Origin of the sequence: Variovorax sp. 350MFTsu5.1 (assembly GCF_048302515.1) — a bacterium.
GTDB lineage: Bacteria > Pseudomonadota > Gammaproteobacteria > Burkholderiales > Burkholderiaceae_C > Variovorax > Variovorax guangxiensis.
This window is the reverse complement of record NZ_CP157620.1, coordinates 5,248,358-5,264,942: the sequence shown is the minus strand read 5'-3', so window position 1 is coordinate 5,264,942 and position 16,585 is coordinate 5,248,358. Positions and strand designations below refer to the sequence as shown.

The 16,585-nt window shown below is 67.5% G+C and carries 15 protein-coding genes; all 15 read left to right on the top strand.

From position 1 onward, the window contains the following. Nucleotides 1–8 precede the first annotated feature (8 nt). The 15 genes from ABL843_RS23855 (at nucleotide 9) to flhF (ending at nucleotide 16,575) form a co-directional block, all read left to right on the top strand. Nucleotides 9–284 (top strand): EscU/YscU/HrcU family type III secretion system export apparatus switch protein, encoded by a 276-nt coding sequence (locus ABL843_RS23855; protein ID WP_126023319.1) that lies wholly within the window; start codon nucleotides 9–11, stop codon nucleotides 282–284. 337 nt (nucleotides 285–621) lie between these two features. After that, complete coding sequence (gene flhD / locus ABL843_RS23850; protein ID WP_184641079.1) at nucleotides 622–984, top strand: flagellar transcriptional regulator FlhD; 363 nt, start codon at nucleotides 622–624, stop codon at nucleotides 982–984. Continuing rightward, nucleotides 981–1,568, top strand: coding sequence for a flagellar transcriptional regulator FlhC (gene flhC / locus ABL843_RS23845; protein ID WP_369661100.1), 588 nt, complete (start codon nucleotides 981–983; stop codon nucleotides 1,566–1,568). The genes flhD and flhC overlap by 4 nt, the downstream gene beginning before the upstream one ends. A 75-nt stretch (nucleotides 1,569–1,643) precedes the next feature. After that, entirely contained in the window at nucleotides 1,644–2,504 is an 861-nt protein-coding gene (gene motA, locus ABL843_RS23840) for a flagellar motor stator protein MotA (RefSeq protein WP_126023321.1), read from the top strand. A gap of 40 nt (nucleotides 2,505–2,544) precedes the next feature. Next, nucleotides 2,545–3,423, top strand: a complete 879-nt coding sequence (gene motB / locus ABL843_RS23835; protein ID WP_126023322.1) for a flagellar motor protein MotB — start codon at nucleotides 2,545–2,547, stop codon at nucleotides 3,421–3,423. Nucleotides 3,424–3,476: 53 nt separating this feature from the next. After that, a complete protein-coding gene (gene cheA, locus ABL843_RS23830; protein ID WP_418117573.1) occupies nucleotides 3,477–5,585 on the top strand; it encodes a chemotaxis protein CheA in 2,109 nt (702 codons plus the stop codon). Between the two features lie 20 nt (nucleotides 5,586–5,605). Next, a complete protein-coding gene (locus ABL843_RS23825) occupies nucleotides 5,606–6,904 on the top strand; it encodes an EAL and HDOD domain-containing protein (RefSeq protein WP_418117572.1) in 1,299 nt (432 codons plus the stop codon). A 108-nt stretch (nucleotides 6,905–7,012) separates the two neighbouring features. Then, the gene (locus tag ABL843_RS23820) at nucleotides 7,013–7,849 is read left to right on the top strand and encodes a CheR family methyltransferase (RefSeq protein ID WP_418117571.1); all 837 of its coding nucleotides are present in this window, start codon (nucleotides 7,013–7,015) and stop codon (nucleotides 7,847–7,849) included. After that, nucleotides 7,846–8,490 carry a chemoreceptor glutamine deamidase CheD gene (cheD, locus tag ABL843_RS23815; RefSeq protein WP_126023326.1) on the top strand — a complete coding sequence of 215 codons (645 nt, stop codon included), beginning with the start codon at nucleotides 7,846–7,848 and terminating at the stop codon, nucleotides 8,488–8,490. Before ABL843_RS23820 ends, cheD begins: the two co-directional genes overlap by 4 nt. 2 nt (nucleotides 8,491–8,492) lie before the next feature. Continuing rightward, complete coding sequence (locus ABL843_RS23810) at nucleotides 8,493–9,572, top strand: protein-glutamate methylesterase/protein-glutamine glutaminase (protein ID WP_418117569.1); 1,080 nt, start codon at nucleotides 8,493–8,495, stop codon at nucleotides 9,570–9,572. 34 nt (nucleotides 9,573–9,606) lie between these two features. Continuing rightward, nucleotides 9,607–10,005, top strand: a complete 399-nt coding sequence (gene cheY / locus ABL843_RS23805) for a chemotaxis response regulator CheY (RefSeq protein ID WP_126023328.1) — start codon at nucleotides 9,607–9,609, stop codon at nucleotides 10,003–10,005. A gap of 1 nt (nucleotide 10,006) precedes the next feature. Continuing rightward, nucleotides 10,007–10,654 (top strand): protein phosphatase CheZ, encoded by a 648-nt coding sequence (cheZ, locus tag ABL843_RS23800; RefSeq protein WP_126023329.1) that lies wholly within the window; start codon nucleotides 10,007–10,009, stop codon nucleotides 10,652–10,654. Between the two features lie 142 nt (nucleotides 10,655–10,796). Then, entirely contained in the window at nucleotides 10,797–11,954 is a 1,158-nt protein-coding gene (gene flhB / locus ABL843_RS23795) for a flagellar biosynthesis protein FlhB (RefSeq protein WP_184641084.1), read from the top strand. Further along, nucleotides 11,951–14,053 (top strand): flagellar biosynthesis protein FlhA, encoded by a 2,103-nt coding sequence (gene flhA, locus ABL843_RS23790; RefSeq protein WP_184641085.1) that lies wholly within the window; start codon nucleotides 11,951–11,953, stop codon nucleotides 14,051–14,053. Before flhB ends, flhA begins: the two co-directional genes overlap by 4 nt. Then, a complete protein-coding gene (gene flhF, locus ABL843_RS23785) occupies nucleotides 14,050–16,575 on the top strand; it encodes a flagellar biosynthesis protein FlhF (RefSeq protein ID WP_418117568.1) in 2,526 nt (841 codons plus the stop codon). Before flhA ends, flhF begins: the two co-directional genes overlap by 4 nt. The last annotated feature ends 10 nt before the right edge of the window (nucleotides 16,576–16,585 follow it).

Below are 16,585 nucleotides of genomic sequence, written 5' to 3'. Positions count from 1 at the left end.
GTATTCCAATGAACGAGGTGCTCGACAACCGCAACAGCGCCGTCGCGCTGTCCTATGCGGACAAGACGCGGGCGCCCGTCGTCGTGGCCAAGGGTTATGGCGTGGTCGCCGAATCGATCATGCGCGAGGCGCGCGAGCACGGGCTTTACGTGCACTCGTCGGCCGACCTCGTGAAGCTCCTGATGCAGGTCGACCTGGACAGGCAGGTCCCGCCGCAGCTGTACCTCGCCGTGGCGGAGGTGATGGCGTGGATCTACCGCCTCGAGGGTCGCGCAGGCGACTAATTGACCAGATGGACCAATGTGAAATCATGAATCGAGAAATTCGTTCAAATGGTCTTTCATCGGGACTAAATAAACCCATAGCGTTTATCAATTCGATGTTGCTGACGAATAAATTCGCGCTTTTTTGGGTGGCGTCTGAAACATTTGTTACCCAAACGGTTGACACCTGTAAACGCGGGGCCTCCATTGGGAGATGAGGAGTGCCTTGTCAGATGCCTCCTACCTTTTTTACCCTCATGTCATACAAAACACTTCAACATGTAAAACTTTGTGTATATAATGTATACACGATTGTTAGGAGCACGAAGTGAGCTTTGAATCGGAAATGGGATCAGAGATGGAAAACGTCAACATCACCGCCAACGGCGTGATTTCGAGGGAAATCGGCGAGATAAATCTGGCCTATATGCTGCTGGCGCAGAAGCTGGTGAAGCAGGACAGGGCCGAGGCCATGTTCCGCCTCGGCGTGGGCCGTGAGCTGGCCGATCTGCTGGCGAACATGTCGCTCAGCCAGATCGTGAAGCTGGCCGCGTCCAACTTCCTGCTGTGCAGCTTCCGGCTGGACGACCGCCCCATGTTCGCGGTGGTCGGCGAGGGCAAGGAGCCCGCGCTGCAGCAGGCGCATATGTCGATCCTGATGGCCGCGCGCCAGGCGCAGGCACAGTCGCAGGCGCAGATGCGCGGAGCGAGCGCGGCGTGACCAGCAAGAGCGTCCTGGGCGAGGTGCGGCAGGTCCAGCTCGCGATCGAGCTGATCGGCCTCGGCGCGCGCCTGCAGTTCCTGGAAGCCGCGGTCACGCTGAGCCGCGAGCGCTTGATCCGCCTCTACAAGGAACTCAAGGGCGTCTCTCCGCCCAAGGGCCTGCTGCCGTTCTCCACCGATTGGTACATGACGTGGCTGGCCAACATCCACTCGTCGATGTTCTACAACATCTACCGGTTCATGCTCGACGAGGCGGACGAGAACGAGCTGCCCGCGCTCATCAAGGCCTACCGGCTCTATACGCAGCAGGTCGAGGCCAACGGTGGCGAGGTGGTGCTCGACTTCACCCGCGCCGAGACCATGGTCCGCTTCTTCGACAGCGACATGCTGCAGCTGAGCACCTGCTGTCGCTGCGGCGGCCATTTCGTGGCGCATGCGCACGACAACAAGAACGGATACGTGTGCGTGCTGTGCCGTCCGCCTTCGCGCGCGGGCAAGGCACGCAAGCCCAAGGCGCCAGAGCGCCGCCGCGGCGGGCTCGTCGCGGTGGCGCCGGTGATGGACATCGGCGGCGCCGTCTAGGAAAAGTGCCCCGCCGGCGGCCATGGCCGCCAGGGGTTTGTTGATTCGACGCCCGCTGGGCGATAGGGGAAGCGCGTGCTGGTTCTGGTTGGATACATCGTGGTGATCGGTGCCGTCTTCGGTGGCTACGGCCTCATGGGCGGGCACTTCGGCGTCCTGTTCCAGCCGGTCGAACTGCTCATGATCGGCGGCTCGGCGCTGGGCGCCTTCATCGCCGGCAACAACGGCAAGACCATCAGGGCCACCATCAAGGAGCTGCCCCTGCTGCTGCGCACCTCCAAGCACAACCGCCAGCTCTACATGGACCTGCTCGCGCTGCTGTACGAGCTGCTCGCCAAGGCCCGCAAGGAAGGGATGATGAAGCTGGAGACCGACGTGGAAGACCCTTCCCAGAGCGAGATCTTCACGCGCTATCCGAACATCATGGCGCACGAGGGCATCACCGTCTTCCTGTGCGACTACCTGCGCCTGGTCATCAGCGGCAACACCGATGCGCACGAGATCGAGGCGCTGATGGACCACGAGATCGAGACCATCCGCCACGAGGCCGCGGTACCCGGCCACAGCCTCTCGCGCGTGGGCGACGCGCTGCCCGCGCTGGGCATCGTCGCGGCCGTGATGGGCGTGGTGCACGCACTGGGCTCCGCCAACCTGCCGCCCTCCGAAATGGGCGCGCTGATCGCTCACGCGATGGTGGGCACCTTCCTCGGCGTGCTGCTGGCCTACGGCTTCGTCTCGCCGCTGGCCTCGCTGATCGAGCAGAAGGTGGAAGAAGGCATGAAGATCTACCAGTGCGCCAAGGTCACGCTGCTGGCCAACCTCAACGGCTACGCGCCTCAGCTCGCGGTGGAGTTCGGCCGCAAGGTGCTGTTCTCGACAGAGCGCCCCTCGTTCACCGAGCTGGACGACCACGTCCGCGAAGTCAAGGCGCGCTGACGCGCCCATCGCACGAGCCAGCACAGAGCAGCCAGCGATCATGAGCGACGACAAGCCAAGAGTCATCTTCAAGCACGTCCACAAGGGCAAGCACGGCGGCGCGCACGGCGGCGGCTGGAAGATCGCCTATGCCGACTTCATGACGGCCATGATGGCCTTCTTCCTCGTGATGTGGCTGCTCTCCATCTCCAGCACCAAGCAGCGCGAAGGCATCGCGGAGCACTTCCGCATGCCGTTGCGCGTGGCGCTCACCGGCGGCGACAAGTCCAGCCTCAGCACCAGCATGATCCCCGGCGGAGGCGCCGACCCGGTGCACGTGGAGGGCGAGGTCAAGCTCACCGAGACCGCGAGCGAGGATGAGGCCGACGCCAGCCGCCTCGCCGAGATGAAGAGAAATCTCGACGCGCTGATCGAGAAGAGCCCTGTGTTCCAGCAGTTCCGCTCCCAGATCCTCATCGACATCACCACCGAGGGCCTGCGCCTGCAGATCGTCGACACCGAGAACCGCCCGATGTTCGAGCTGGCCAGCGCGCGCGTGGTGCCGCACATGCGCGCCATCCTGCGCGAGCTTGCGCCGGCGCTCAACGGCCTGCCCAACAAGATCACCCTGTCGGGCCACACCGACGCCATCGTCTACACCAACGACCGGTCCTACGGCAACTGGGAGCTGTCGTCAGACCGGGCCAATGCCTCGAGGCGCGAACTCGTGGCCGGCGGCATGGCCGAGGGCAAGGTGCTGCGCGTGATCGGCCTGGCCGACAGCATGCACCTGGACAAGGCCGATCCGCGCAACCCGATCAACCGGCGCATCAGCATCATCCTGCTCAACCACCGGACCCAGGAACGCATCGAGCGCGAGAACAGCGCGGAGCCCGTCGGCGGGCTGCGCATCGGCAAGGCGGCCGCGAAGGCGGACTGAACGGATGCACGGCAGCAGACGGCACAAAAACAAGAAACACACAAAGACACGAGATGGACCTCAGTCAATTCACCCAAGCCTTCTTCGTCGAAGCCATCGAACTGCTCGCCGAGATGGAGCAGCTCCTGCTGGAACTCGATGTCGACGCCCCCGACAGCGAACAGCTCAACGCCATATTCCGCGCGGCGCACTCCATCAAGGGCGGCGCAGCGACTTTCGGTTTCACTGCCCTTACCAACACCACGCACGTTCTCGAGTCGCTTTTGGACCGCGCCCGCCATGGGCGGCTGCGTCTGACCGGCCGGATGATCGATGCATTCCTGGAAACGAAGGACGCCTTGCAAGAACAACTCACCGCCTACCAGGCAGGCAACGAGCCGGACCCGGACATGGTCGCGCACATCTGTGGCGTGCTTCAGCAACTCGCGCTCGAAAGCGGTGACGCAAGTGCGGCGGCACCCGCGCCCGCTCCGGCTCCAGCGCCGGCTCCAGCGCCGGCTCCCGCGCCTGTGGCGGCCTCCGAGCCCGTGGCTGCGCCGGCCGATGCCGCCGCCGGCAAGGGCGGCGGCGCGCTGCGCGTCCGCTTCGCCCGCCTGTCGGAAAGCGAATGCGAGCTGCTGACCGGCGAGCTGGCCAATCTCGGCAAGGTGCTCTCGAGCACGCGCAGCAACGACCAGCTCACAGTGCTGCTCGAAACCACCTGCTCGCCAGACGACATCGTCGCCGTCTGCTGCTTCGTCATCGACGAATCGCAGATCGACATCACGCACGAAGCGGTTGCCGAAGCTCCGGCAGCGGTGGCCGCACCCGCGCGCGCGCCCGAGCCCGAGCCCGAGCCCGAGCCCGCCGCGATCGTGGAAGCCGCGAAGCCGCAACCCGCGCCTTCTCCCGCACCCTCGGCGCCCACCACGGCAGCCGCTTCGTCCGCCGCCGCCAAGGAATCCAGCTCGATACGCGTCGACGTCGAGAAGGTCGACCAGCTCATCAACCTCGTGGGCGAGCTCGTCATCACCCAGTCGATGCTCACGCAGGCCGCGACCATGCTCGACCCGGTGGCCTACGAGCGCTTCCTCAGCGGCCTGGGCCACCTGGAGCGCAACGCACGCGACCTGCAGGAATCGGTCATGTCCATCCGCATGATGCCGATGGACTACGTGTTCAGCCGCTTCCCGCGCGTCATCCGCGACGTGAGCGCCAAGCTGGGCAAGCAGGTCCGCCTGGACACCTACGGCAAGGAAACCGAGCTAGACAAGGGCCTGATCGAGCGCATCGTCGACCCGCTCACGCACCTGGTGCGCAACAGCCTCGACCACGGCATCGAGACGCCCGAGGTGCGCCTGGCCAAGGGCAAGGACGCCACCGGCCAGCTGCTGCTGTCGGCGCAGCACCACGGCGGCAACATCGTGATCGAGGTGAGCGACGACGGCGCGGGCCTCAACCGCGAGCGCATCCTTGCCAAGGCCATGCAGCAGGGCCTGCCGGTGAGCGAAACCATGCCCGACGACGAGGTGTGGCAGCTCATCTTCGCGCCCGGCTTCTCCACCGCCGAGCAGGTCACCGACATCTCGGGCCGCGGCGTGGGCATGGACGTGGTCAAGCGCAACATCCAGGAAATGGGCGGCCACGTCGAGATCCACTCGCGCGGCGGGCAGGGCACCACCACGCGCATCGTGCTGCCGCTGACGCTGGCCATCCTCAACGGCATGTCGGTCAAGGTGGGCAGCGAGGCCTACATCCTGCCGCTGAGCTACGTCATCGAGTCCCTGCAGCCGCTGCCGGAGCACCTGCATTCCATCACCGCCGACGGCCACGTGATCCGCGTGCGCGGCGAGTACCTGCCGCTCATCGAGCTGCACCGCGTGTTCGACGTGGCCGGCGCGCAGACGCACCCCACGCAAGGCATCCTGGTGATCGTGCAGGCCGACGACAGCCGCTTCGCGCTGCTGGTGGACGAGCTGCTCGGACAGCACCAGGTGGTGGTGAAGAACCTCGAGACCAACTACCGCAAGGTGCCCGGCATCTCCGCCGCGACCATCCTCGGCGACGGCAGCGTGGCCTTCATCATCGACGTGGGCGCCATGCCGCGCATCCAGCGCGCGCAGGCCGCGAGTGCGGCCGCGCTCGCGGGCGCGGCCCGGAGGACCGACGCCATTGCACTCTGACATCCGACGGAGACAGCTGAATGCGGTTTGATTTCTTCCGTCGCGCTTCCGAAGGCGCCGGCGCCGAAACCGGCGCCTCCATCCAGCCCGAGGCCGGCTGCGAAGGCCACCTGGCCTACGCGATGCTGCTCGACGCGCAGAGGCGCGTGATCGGCTATCGCATGGCCTGGCGCGCCGCCGGCGCGGCTTCCGATGCGTGCGGCGCAGCGGGCGTCAAGGCGCTCATGGACACGCTCGCCATGCACCTCAACCCTGGCGACGAAGGCTGGCTGCTGGGATCGCAGCTGCTGTTCGTCGACGTGACGGTCGACGCGCTCTTCCAGAGCGAGCTCCAGTCGCTGCCGCCGCAGCAGGTGGTGCTGTGCATGCGCGCGGACGAACTGATGGACGCCGACCTGCGCTCCATCCTGCTGTTCCTGCGCGAGCAGGGCTTCGGCTTCATGCAGTGCGCAGGCACCGTACTGCCTGAAGACCCGGAGCTGCGCTCCATCGTCACCCACCTCGAAGTCGGCGCGAACGACGTGGACACCGTCGCGCGCCTGCGCCAGGACGCCCAGCTGGGCCACCCGCCGGTGGAGCCGGTGGCCTCGCGCGTGGAAGACTGGATCGAGTTCGATGCCTGTGCGTCGCGGCGCGTGAACGTGTTCATCGACGGCGCCTTCCGCAACCCGCCGGTGCTCGAGACCGAAGACGCGCTGCAGCCCGAGTCGCTGCTGATCGTGCAGCTGATGCAGATGCTCCAGCGCAACGAAGACCTGCGCGTGATCGAGGCCGCGCTCAAGCACGATGCCGCGCTCACCTACCGCCTGCTGCGCTACATCAACTCGCCCGCGGTGGGCATGGCGGTGGAGATTCATTCGCTGCGCCACGCGGTCGCCATGCTCGGCTATTCGCCGCTGTACCGCTGGCTCTCGCTGCTGCTGGCCACCAGCAACAAGGCGGGCTCGCCCTACATGATGAAGAAGGCCATCCTGCGCGGGCGCTTCGTCGAACTGGTGGGGCAGGGCATGCTGCCTGCCAGCGAGGCCGACAACCTTTTCGTGGCGGGCATGTTCTCGCTGCTCGACCAGCTGCTGGGCGTGTCGATGGAAGGCGTGCTGCGCAAGGTGCAGCTCACCGAGGCGGTGCAGCAGGCCATTCTTTCGCGCGGCGGCCTCTACGGCCCCTTCGTGGCGCTGGCCGAGAGCTGCGAGCTCGACGACGGGCAGGCGGCGCGCCTGTCGGAGGCGCTGTTCCTGAGCCCGGCGCAGGTCAATGCCGCCCAGCTCTCCGCGCTGGTGTGGGCGCAGGGCGCCAGCCCCGCCGCGAGCGAGCAATGAAGCAAGCCGCGGCCGGAGTGCCGAAAGTGCGGGGCATTTGCGCGTCTGATCGGTCCATTGGAAACGGTGGCCGCTATGTACATTGAAAGCCAACCTTCCAGGCTGGCCGTGACCACCGAGTTCCTTTTCACCGACAGCGACTTCTCGCGCGTGCGCACCCTCATCCATCGCCGCGCCGGCATCGCCCTGGGCGAGCAGAAGCGGCAGATGGTCTACAGCCGCCTCTCGCGCCGGCTGAGGGAGCTGCAGCTGCCCGACTTCGCCTCGTACCTCGACTGGCTCGAACAGCGCCAGGACGGCGAGGAGTGGCAGCTCTTCATCAACTCGCTGACCACCAACCTCACCTCGTTCTTCCGCGAGGCGCATCACTTCCCGACGCTGGCCGAGCACGTGCGCAAGGCGAAGCAGCCCGTCACCGTGTGGTGCGCGGCTGCATCGACGGGCGAGGAGCCCTATTCCATCGCCATCACGCTGATGGAGGCGCTGGGCGACAAGGCCGCGGCCTCTCGCGTGATCGCCACCGACATCGACACGGCGGTGCTGGCCAAGGCCTCCGCCGGCGTCTTCACCGCGGAGCAGGTGCGCAGGCTCGCGCCCGAGCGGCTGCGGCGCTTCTTCAACAAGGGCACCGGCTCCAACGCGGGCAAGGTGCGTGTGCGGCCCGAGGTGGCGGCGATGGTGAAGTTCTCGCGGCTCAACCTGCTCGACAGCGCCTGGGTGGTGAAGGAGCCGGTGGACGCGATCTTCTGCCGCAACGTGATGATCTATTTCGACAAGCCGACGCAGAAGAAGGTGCTCGACCGCTTCGCGCCGCTGCTCAAGGCCGACGGCCTGCTGTTCGCCGGGCATTCGGAGAACGCCTCGCTGGTCAACCAGGCCTTCCGCCCGCTGGGCCAGACCGTGTACGAGCTGGCGCGCTCGCGTGCCGCGGGTGCTTCCTCATGAGCGCGGCCTCGAATGCGGCCGCCCCGGGCTCGGTGGCGAGCCATCATTATTTCGACCGCGACGTCGGAATGATGGCCGTGAAGCTGCTGCCCTCCGAGTACTACGTGACATCGAGCAACACCGCGCTCAGCACGGTGCTGGGCTCCTGCGTGGCCGCCTGCCTGCACGACCGCGAGGCGGGCGTGGCCGGCATGAACCATTTCATGCTGCCCGACGACGGCGAAGCCGGCGCCTCGGCCGGCACGCGCGACGCCACCGAATCGATGCGCTACGGCACCTACGCCATGGACGTGCTGATCCGCGAGCTGGTGCGCGCGGGCGCGCGCCGCGACCGGCTCAAGGCCAAGGTCTTCGGCGGCGGCGCGGTGCTGGCGAACATGACCACGCTCAACATCGGCGACCGCAACGCCGACTTCGTGCTGCGCTACCTGGGCAACGAGCGCATCGAGGTCGCCGCGCAGGACCTGCGCGGGCCGCATGCGCGCCGCGTGTGCTTCGTGCCGGCGACGGGAAAGGCCATCGTGCGCAAGCTGCGCGCGCAGACAGAAGTGCGCCAGGTGCAGCACGAGGAGGGCGAGCTGCTGCGCAGACTGTCCGGCTCGCGCGCTGCATCGGCTGCCGATAACAAAGGAAACCTGTGAGCGTGAAGAAGATCAAGGTGCTGTGCGTCGACGACTCGGCGCTCATCCGCAGCGTGATGACGGAGATCATCAACAGCCAGCCCGACATGACGGTGGTGGGCACGGCGGCCGACCCGCTGGTGGCGCGCGACCTCATCAAGGTCACCAACCCCGACGTGCTCACGCTCGATGTGGAAATGCCGCGCATGGACGGGCTCGAATTCCTCGAGAAGCTCATGCGGCTTCGGCCCATGCCGGTGGTCATGGTTTCCTCGCTCACCGAGCGCGGCTCGGAGATCGCGCTGCGCGCGCTCGAGCTGGGCGCCATCGACTTCGTGACCAAGCCGCGCCTCGGTGTGCGCGACGGCCTGCTCAACTACACCGAACTGATCGCCGGCAAGATCCGCACCGCGGCAAGCGCACGCCTGCTGCCCGCCCGACACGCCGCCGCGGCGCGCCCCGGCGGCGAGGCGCCGCAGGAATCGCTGCTGCGCAGCCCGCTGCTGAGTACCGAGAAGCTCATCATCATCGGCGCCTCCACCGGCGGCACCGAGGCCATCCGCGAAGTGCTGCAGCCGCTGCCGCCCGACTCGCCGGCCGTGATGATCGCGCAGCACATGCCCGCGGGCTTCACGCGCTCGTTCGCGCAGCGCCTGGACGGCCTGTGCCGCATCAACGTGAAGGAAGCCGAGCACGGCGAGCGCGTGCTGCCGGGCTATGCCTACATCGCGCCCGGCGGCTACCACCTGTCGCTCGCGCGCAGCGGCGCCAACTACGTGGCGCACCTCGACCAGGAGCCGCCGGTGAACCGCCACCGGCCGTCCATCGACGTGCTGTTCGATTCGGCCGCCAAGCATGCCGGCAAGAACGCCATCGGAATCATCCTGACCGGCATGGGCAAGGACGGTGCCGAGGGCCTGCTGCGCATGCGGCGCGCCGGCGCCCACACGCTGGCGCAGGACGAAGCCAGCTGCGTCGTCTTCGGCATGCCGCGCGAGGCCATCGCGCTGGGCGCGGTGGACGACGTGTCGCCCCTGGCCGAAGTCGGCCGCCGCGTGCTGGCGCACCTTCGCACGTTCGGTGAACGTACGAACCGAGTTTGAGAGAAAAGAAAACGACCTTGGAGTTGGAAATATCGTGATCGACAAGAGCATCAAAATCCTGGTTGTGGACGACTTCCCGACCATGCGCCGCATCGTGCGCAACCTGCTGAAGGAGCTGGAGTTCCACAACGTGGACGAAGCCGAGGACGGCGCCGCCGGCATCGAGAAGCTGCGCGGCGGCAACTTCGGCTTCGTGGTGTCGGACTGGAACATGCCCAACATGGACGGCCTGACCATGCTGCAGACCATCCGCGCCGACCCCGAGCTCAAGAAGCTGCCGGTGCTGATGGTCACGGCCGAGGCGAAGAAGGAGAACATCGTGGCGGCGGCCCAGGCCGGCGCCAACGGCTACGTGGTGAAGCCCTTCACCGCGGCAACGCTCGAAGAAAAGCTCACCAAGATCTTCGAGAAACTCGCGAAGGAAGCGGCCTGACATGAGCCAGAACACCGCCGCCGCTGCCGTCGCGGAACCCGCGAACACCACGGAAGAACTGCTGGGCCGCATCGGCCAGCTCACGCGCCAGCTGCGCGAAGGCCTGCGCGAGCTGGGCCTCGACAAGCAGGTGGCCAGGGCCGCGCAGGCCATTCCGGATGCGCGCGACCGCCTGAGCTACGTGGCCGCCACCACCGAGCGCGCGGCGCACCGCGCGCTCAACGCCATCGACGTGGCCCAGCCGCTGCAGGAAGCGCTGTCCACCGATGCCAAGGGCCTGAGCAAGCGCTGGGACGAGTGGTTCAAGAATCCCATCGAGCTCGACCACGCGCGCGAACTCGTGCTGGACACGCGCGGCTACCTCGACGGCGTGCCCGAGCGCGCGAGCGCGATCAACTCGCAGCTCATGGAGATCCTCATGGCGCAGGATTTCCAGGACCTCACGGGCCAGGTCATCAAGAAGATGATGGAAGTGGTCAACGACGTCGAGACGCAGCTGCTGCAGGTGCTCATCGACAACTCGGCACCCGAGAAGCGCCACGAGGCCGCGCAGAGCCTGCAGAACGGCCCGCAGGTCAAGCCCGGCAACCCCGATGCCGTCACCGACCAGGCGCAGGTCGACGACCTGCTGGAGAGCCTCGGCTTCTGATCTCAAGGGGCCTGCCGGCCCCTTTCTATTGTCCGAATTGCAGGGCTATCAGGGCCCTGATCGACAGATTGTTCCGGAGGGTCGAATTCAATAATTTGGCCATGAGCAAGGCGTACTTCGCCACTGCTGGTTCGGAGCATGAATGGCTGAGGAAAGCGATCTCGAGAAAACGGAACCCGCCTCCGAGCGGCGCCTTGAAAAGGCCCGCGAGGAAGGCAACGTAGCCCGTTCCCGCGAGCTCACCACCTTCGTCATGCTGGGCACGGCCTGTGCCGGCCTGTGGCTCGCGTCGGAGTCGCTCGGCACGAGCATGAACGGCGCGCTGCGCATGGGACTGCAGTTCGACCGCGCGGCAGCCTTCGACCCTTCCTACATGCTGGCCCGCACCGGGCTGATGTCGATGCAGGCGCTGGGCGCCATCGGCCCGATGTTCGCGATGATGATCGTCGCAGCCGTGGTCGCGCCGATGATGCTCGGCGGCTGGCTCTTCTCCACCAAGTCGGTGGCGCCGAACTTCGGCAAGCTCAACCCGTTGGCCGGCATCGGCCGCATGTTCTCCTCGCAGTCGCTTGCCGAGCTGCTCAAGGCGCTGGCCAAGTCGGCGCTCATCGGCGGCGTGGCCTGGTGGGTGGTGTCGAGGGACATCGGCACCCTGATGGCCCTGATGGCGCAGCCCGCGCAGTACGCGCTGCCGCATGCGGTCGTGCTGGTGGCCAGGCACTGCGTGCTGATCGCCGCGACGCTGTTCCTGGTGGCGCTGATCGACGTGCCCTTCCAGCTCTGGAGCTACTACCGCAAGCTGCGCATGTCGCGCGAGGACGTGCGCCAGGAGCACAAGGAAAGCGAAGGCGATCCGCACATCAAGGCCGCGATCCGCCGCCAGCAGCAGCAGATGGCGCGCCGCCGGATGATGTCCGAGGTGCCCAAGGCAGACATCGTGCTGACCAACCCCACGCACTTCGCCGTGGCGCTCAAGTACCAGGAGGGCGGCATGCGCGCCCCCCGCGTGGTGGCCAAGGGCACCGAGCTCGTGGCCGCGCGCATCCGCGAACTGGCGAAGGAGCACAAGGTGGCGATCCTCGAAGCGCCGCCGCTCGCGCGCTCCCTCTACAGGCACACGAAGCTGGGCGACGAGATTCCGGCAGGCCTCTACACCGCCGTGGCCGAGGTGCTCGCCTGGGTCTACCAGCTTCGGCGCTGGAGGGCCGAAGGCGGCGAAGCGCCGCGCACGCCCACCGACCTGCCGGTTCCCGCAGATCTTCAATACACCGCCGCCGATGCGGCTGAGCTTGCCGCATGAACGCGATGACAAACCTGATGCGCTTGCCCGCGCGCTTCTTCCCGGGCTCGCAGCTCAAGGGGCTGGCCGGTCCGATCCTCATCATCATGATCCTGAGCATGATGGTGCTGCCGCTGCCGCCATTCCTGCTCGACCTGCTGTTCACCTTCAACATCGCCATGTCGGTGATGGTGCTGCTGGTGAGCATGTACACGATGAAGGCGCTGGACTTCGCGGCCTTCCCGGCGGTGCTGCTGTTCTCCACGCTGCTGCGCCTGTCGCTGAACGTGGCCTCCACGCGCGTGGTGCTGATGAACGGCCACACCGGCGCCGACGCGGCGGGCAAGGTGATCGAGGCCTTCGGGCACTTCCTCGTGGGTGGCAACTTCGCTGTGGGCGTGATGGTCTTCATCATCCTCGTGCTCATCAACTTCATGGTGATCACCAAGGGCGCGGGCCGCATCGCCGAGGTGGGCGCGCGCTTCATGCTCGACGCGATGCCCGGCAAGCAGATGGCCATCGACGCCGACCTCAACGCCGGCCTGATCGGCGAGGACGTGGCTCGCAAGCGCCGCACCGAGGTGGCGCAGGAAGCCGACTTCTACGGCTCGATGGACGGTGCCAGCAAGTTCGTGCGCGGCGACGCGATCGCGGGCCTGCTCATCATGGTCATCAACATCATCGGCGGCCTGGTGGTGGGCATGGTGCAGCACGGGCTGGACTTCTCCACCGCCGGCAAGACCTACACGCTGCTGGCCATCGGCGACGGCCTGGTGGCGCAGATCCCGGCGCTGGTGATCTCCACCGCCGCGGGCGTGATCGTCTCGCGCGTGACCACCGACGAGGACGTGGGTAGCCAGCTCACGGGCCAGCTCTTCTCCAACCCGCAGGTGCTGTTTCTCACGGCCGGCATCGTCGGGCTGCTGGGCATGATCCCGGGCATGCCGAACCTGGCGTTCCTGCTGATCGCGGGCGGCCTGGTGTGGCTTGGCCGCGGGCTGCTGCAGCGCAAGCCGAAGCAGCAGGCCGCGCAGGAGGCGGCCGCCGCGCAGGCCGCGAACCTCGCCGCGTCTTCCGCAGAGACGGCGGAGGCCACCTGGGACGACGTGGCCATGGTCGACCCGCTGGGCATGCAGGTCGGCTACCGGCTCATTCCGCTGGTGGACCAGTCGCAGCAGGGCGAGCTGCTGGGTCGCATCAAGAGCATCCGCAAGAAGATCGCGCAGGAAGTCGGCTTCCTTGTGCCGGTGGTGCACATCCGCGACAACCTGGAGATCAAGCCCAACACCTACGTCATCACGCTGAAGGACGTGGAGATCGGCCGCGGCGAAGCCTTCCCCAACCAGTGGATGGCCATCAACCCGGGGCAGGTCAGCGGCACGCTGCCCGGCACGCCCACGCGCGACCCGGCCTTCGGCCTCGCCGCGACATGGATCGACGCGAGCCTGCGCCAGCAGGCGCAGGTGTACGGCTACACGGTGGTCGACGCCTGCACGGTGATGGCCACGCACCTGAACCACCTCATACAGACGCATGCCGCCGAGCTGCTGGGTCGCCAGGAAGTGCAGCAGCTGCTCGACCAGATCGCCAAGACCGCGCCCAAGCTCACGGAAGACCTGGTGCCCAAGGTGCTGTCGCTCAGCACGCTGCACAAGGTGCTGCAGAACCTGCTCGACGAGGAAGTGCCGATCCGGGACATGCGCACCATCCTCGACGTGATGGCCGAGCACGCGCCGACCGTGAAGGACCCGACCGAGCTCACCACGCTCACGCGCCTGGCACTGGGCCGCGCGATCACGCAGCAGCTCTTCCCGGGCGACAGCGAGATGCAGGTCATCGGCCTGGACGGCTCGCTCGACGGCGTGCTGCAGCAGGCGCTGACCAACAGCAGCGGCATCGAACCCGGCATCGCCGACAACCTGCTGCGGCAGGCGCAGGCCGCCATCACCCGCCAGGAGCAGATGGGCCTCGCGCCCGTGCTGGTGGTGCAGCACGCGCTGCGCGTGCTGCTGTCGCGCTTCCTGCGGCGCAGCCTGCCGCAGCTCAAGGTGCTGTCGCACGCAGAGATTCCTGATTCCCGAACCATCAAGGTCACCACCGCCATCGGAGGACGAGGTTGAATTCCCCCCAACAGACAGACGTGCGCGCCACTGCGCGCAAATTCGTCGCGGCCACCAGCCGCGAAGCCCTGCGACTCGTCAGGGAGGCGCTGGGCGCCGACGCCATCGTGCTCTCGCATCGCGTCACCGCCGAAGGCGTGGAGATCGTCGCCATGGTCGAGGGCGAAGTGCAGGGCGTGGTGCAGCAGGGCAGTGCGCCTGCGAAGCCCGTGGCTGCACCGGTCGTGGCGGCACCGGTTGCTGTGCCGGCGCCGGTCGCGCATGCGATGCCGATGCCGCCGGTGCCTGCTCCCGTTGCGCCCGTTGCGCCCGTCGCAGCCGCTGCGCCGATTGCAGCACCCGTCCCGGCCCCCGCCGACACGGTGCTCGAAGAGCTGCATTCCATGCGCGGCATGATCGAGGAACAGCTCGCCAGCGTGGTATGGAACGACAGGCAGCGCCGCGACCCGGTGCGCGGCCGCCTGCTGCGCACGCTGCTGGGCGCGGGCTTCAGCGCGCGGCTTTCCAAGGCCATGCTCGAGAAGCTGCCCACCGGGCGCACTTACGCAGAAGGCATGGCCTACGTGCGTTCGGAGCTCATCCGCGCCGTGCCCGTGCACGAAGATGAGGATGCCCTGTTCGCCCAGGGCGGCGTCTATGCGCTGATGGGCCCGACCGGCGTGGGCAAGACCACCACCACCGCCAAGCTGGCCGCGCGCTGCGTGATGCGCTTCGGCGCCGACAAGCTCGCGCTGGTGACCACCGACAGCTACCGCATCGGCGCCTACGAGCAGCTGCGCATCTACGGCCAGATCCTCAACGTGCCGGTGTACGCGGTGAAGGACGCCGCCGACCTGCACCTGGTACTGCGCGACCTGCGCGAGAAGCACATGGTGCTGATCGACACCGTCGGCATGAGCCAGCGCGATCGCGCCGTGCCCGAGCAGATCGCCATGCTGGGCCAGAGCCCGAGGCCGGTGAAGAAGCTGCTGCTGCTCAACGCCACCAGCCACGGCGACACGCTCAACGAGGTGGTGCACGCCTACCGCCACGGCAACGAGCTTGCCGGCTGCATCTTCACCAAGGTGGACGAGGCCACGCACCCGGGCGCGCTGATCGACACCGTGATCCGCCACCGCCTGCCGGTGCACTACATCTCCAGCGGCCAGAAGGTGCCCGAGAACCTGATGCAGGCCGACCGCGCGCAGCTGGTGGACAGCGTGTTCCAGCCGCGCCAGCACAGTCCGCTGTTCGTGCCTGCCGAGAGCGACCTGCAGGAAGACGCCGCTTCGGGCGCCGCCTCGCAGCAGGCGGTGCAGAAGGCGCAGGGCGAGACCGACCTGCTGCGCCTGAAGTACCAGAACCTGATCCGCGCGATGGCGCACGATGCGCAGGAGCTCGCCACCACCGCGAGCGCGCTGGCCGGCTCGCAGATCGGCTTCGAGCGCGCACGTACGCTGTGGCGCCAGGCCACGGACGAGGAGGCGGGCCAGAAGGCCGTGCTGCAGGACTTGCTGGTGCATGCGCGCAGCGAAGCGGCCACAGGCTGCGAGAGCTACGTGCTCGCGCTGTGCGGACAGGTCGGCCTGCGCTCGAACGAAGGCGGCGATGCCTACGAATGCCATGGCAGCCTCCTGCTGTCGGACCGCACGGGCCTGCCGATGGCGGCGCCCAACCAGTGGCTTTCGACGGCGGCCACGCGCGGCACCAAGGACGCCGCGCGGAAGCCCGGTGCACGCCAGGTGCCATGGCTGCGCCAGCAGGATTTCGGCCATCGCCCGATGGTCCATCTGCTGACGCGGCTGCCCGGCGTCGAGGCCATGGTGCAGTGGCAGGCCGCGGGCCAGCGCTGGCTGGCGCGCGCGCCGGGTTCCACGGCCGTGATCGATTCGCGCACCGGCTCTCCCGACACGCTCGCGCGCATGGATTTCGAGTTCGCCGAGGAGCGCCCCGTGCGCTTCCGAGGCAAGGCGGCGCTGCTCGCCGTGGCGCATGCCGACGTGGTGCTGCGCTTCAATGCCGCCGCGATGGCGGCGGGCATCGCACGCGACGAGATGCCGGCGCTGCGCTGCATCGCCACGCGCGTGGTCGATGCGCGCAGCGGCAACGTACTGGCGCTGAGCCATGCGCTGTCGAACGTCGGCACCGAGGTTTCCGCGCCGCAGCTCGCGCAGTGGCTGGGCTGGGCCGTGGATGCGGAGCCCTGCTTCCGCCTGCTGCGCGACGGCGTGCAACTGGTGGGCGGCATCGGCGAGCTGGGCGACCCGGACATCATGAAGCGGCTGCTGATCGCCGGGCAGATGACCACCACCGTGTGGCGCCTGCTGCAGGCCGAAGGCGAATGGGCCGACCGTGCCCGCGCGCTGATGGGCCAGCTCACCGGCCGCCCCGCACGCAACGGCCGCGCCATGAGCGGCAGCGCGCTCTACGCGGGCTTTGGCAAGCTCTTCCTGCTGCTGGACGCGCTCGGCACCGAATCGACCGCGCCGGTGCAGTCGCCCCGTGCGCTGGAGACGCCGCAGAAGCTGGAACGGCAGGATTGAGGGCGCTGCG

Excerpts from the sequence above, each read along its gene's own strand:
- cheA (WP_418117573.1), top strand. The coding sequence starts at position 3,477 with ATGGACCTCAGTCAATTCACCCAAGCCTTCTTCGTCGAAGCCATCGAA.
- flhA (WP_184641085.1), top strand. The coding sequence starts at position 11,951 with ATGAACGCGATGACAAACCTGATGCGCTTGCCCGCGCGCTTCTTCCCG.
- cheZ (WP_126023329.1), top strand. The coding sequence starts at position 10,007 with ATGAGCCAGAACACCGCCGCCGCTGCCGTCGCGGAACCCGCGAACACC.
- flhB (WP_184641084.1), top strand. The coding sequence starts at position 10,797 with ATGGCTGAGGAAAGCGATCTCGAGAAAACGGAACCCGCCTCCGAGCGG.
- ABL843_RS23855 (WP_126023319.1), top strand. The coding sequence starts at position 9 with ATGAACGAGGTGCTCGACAACCGCAACAGCGCCGTCGCGCTGTCCTAT.
- ABL843_RS23825 (WP_418117572.1), top strand. The coding sequence starts at position 5,606 with ATGCGGTTTGATTTCTTCCGTCGCGCTTCCGAAGGCGCCGGCGCCGAA.
- flhD (WP_184641079.1), top strand. The coding sequence starts at position 622 with ATGGAAAACGTCAACATCACCGCCAACGGCGTGATTTCGAGGGAAATC.
- cheD (WP_126023326.1), top strand. The coding sequence starts at position 7,846 with ATGAGCGCGGCCTCGAATGCGGCCGCCCCGGGCTCGGTGGCGAGCCAT.
- motB (WP_126023322.1), top strand. The coding sequence starts at position 2,545 with ATGAGCGACGACAAGCCAAGAGTCATCTTCAAGCACGTCCACAAGGGC.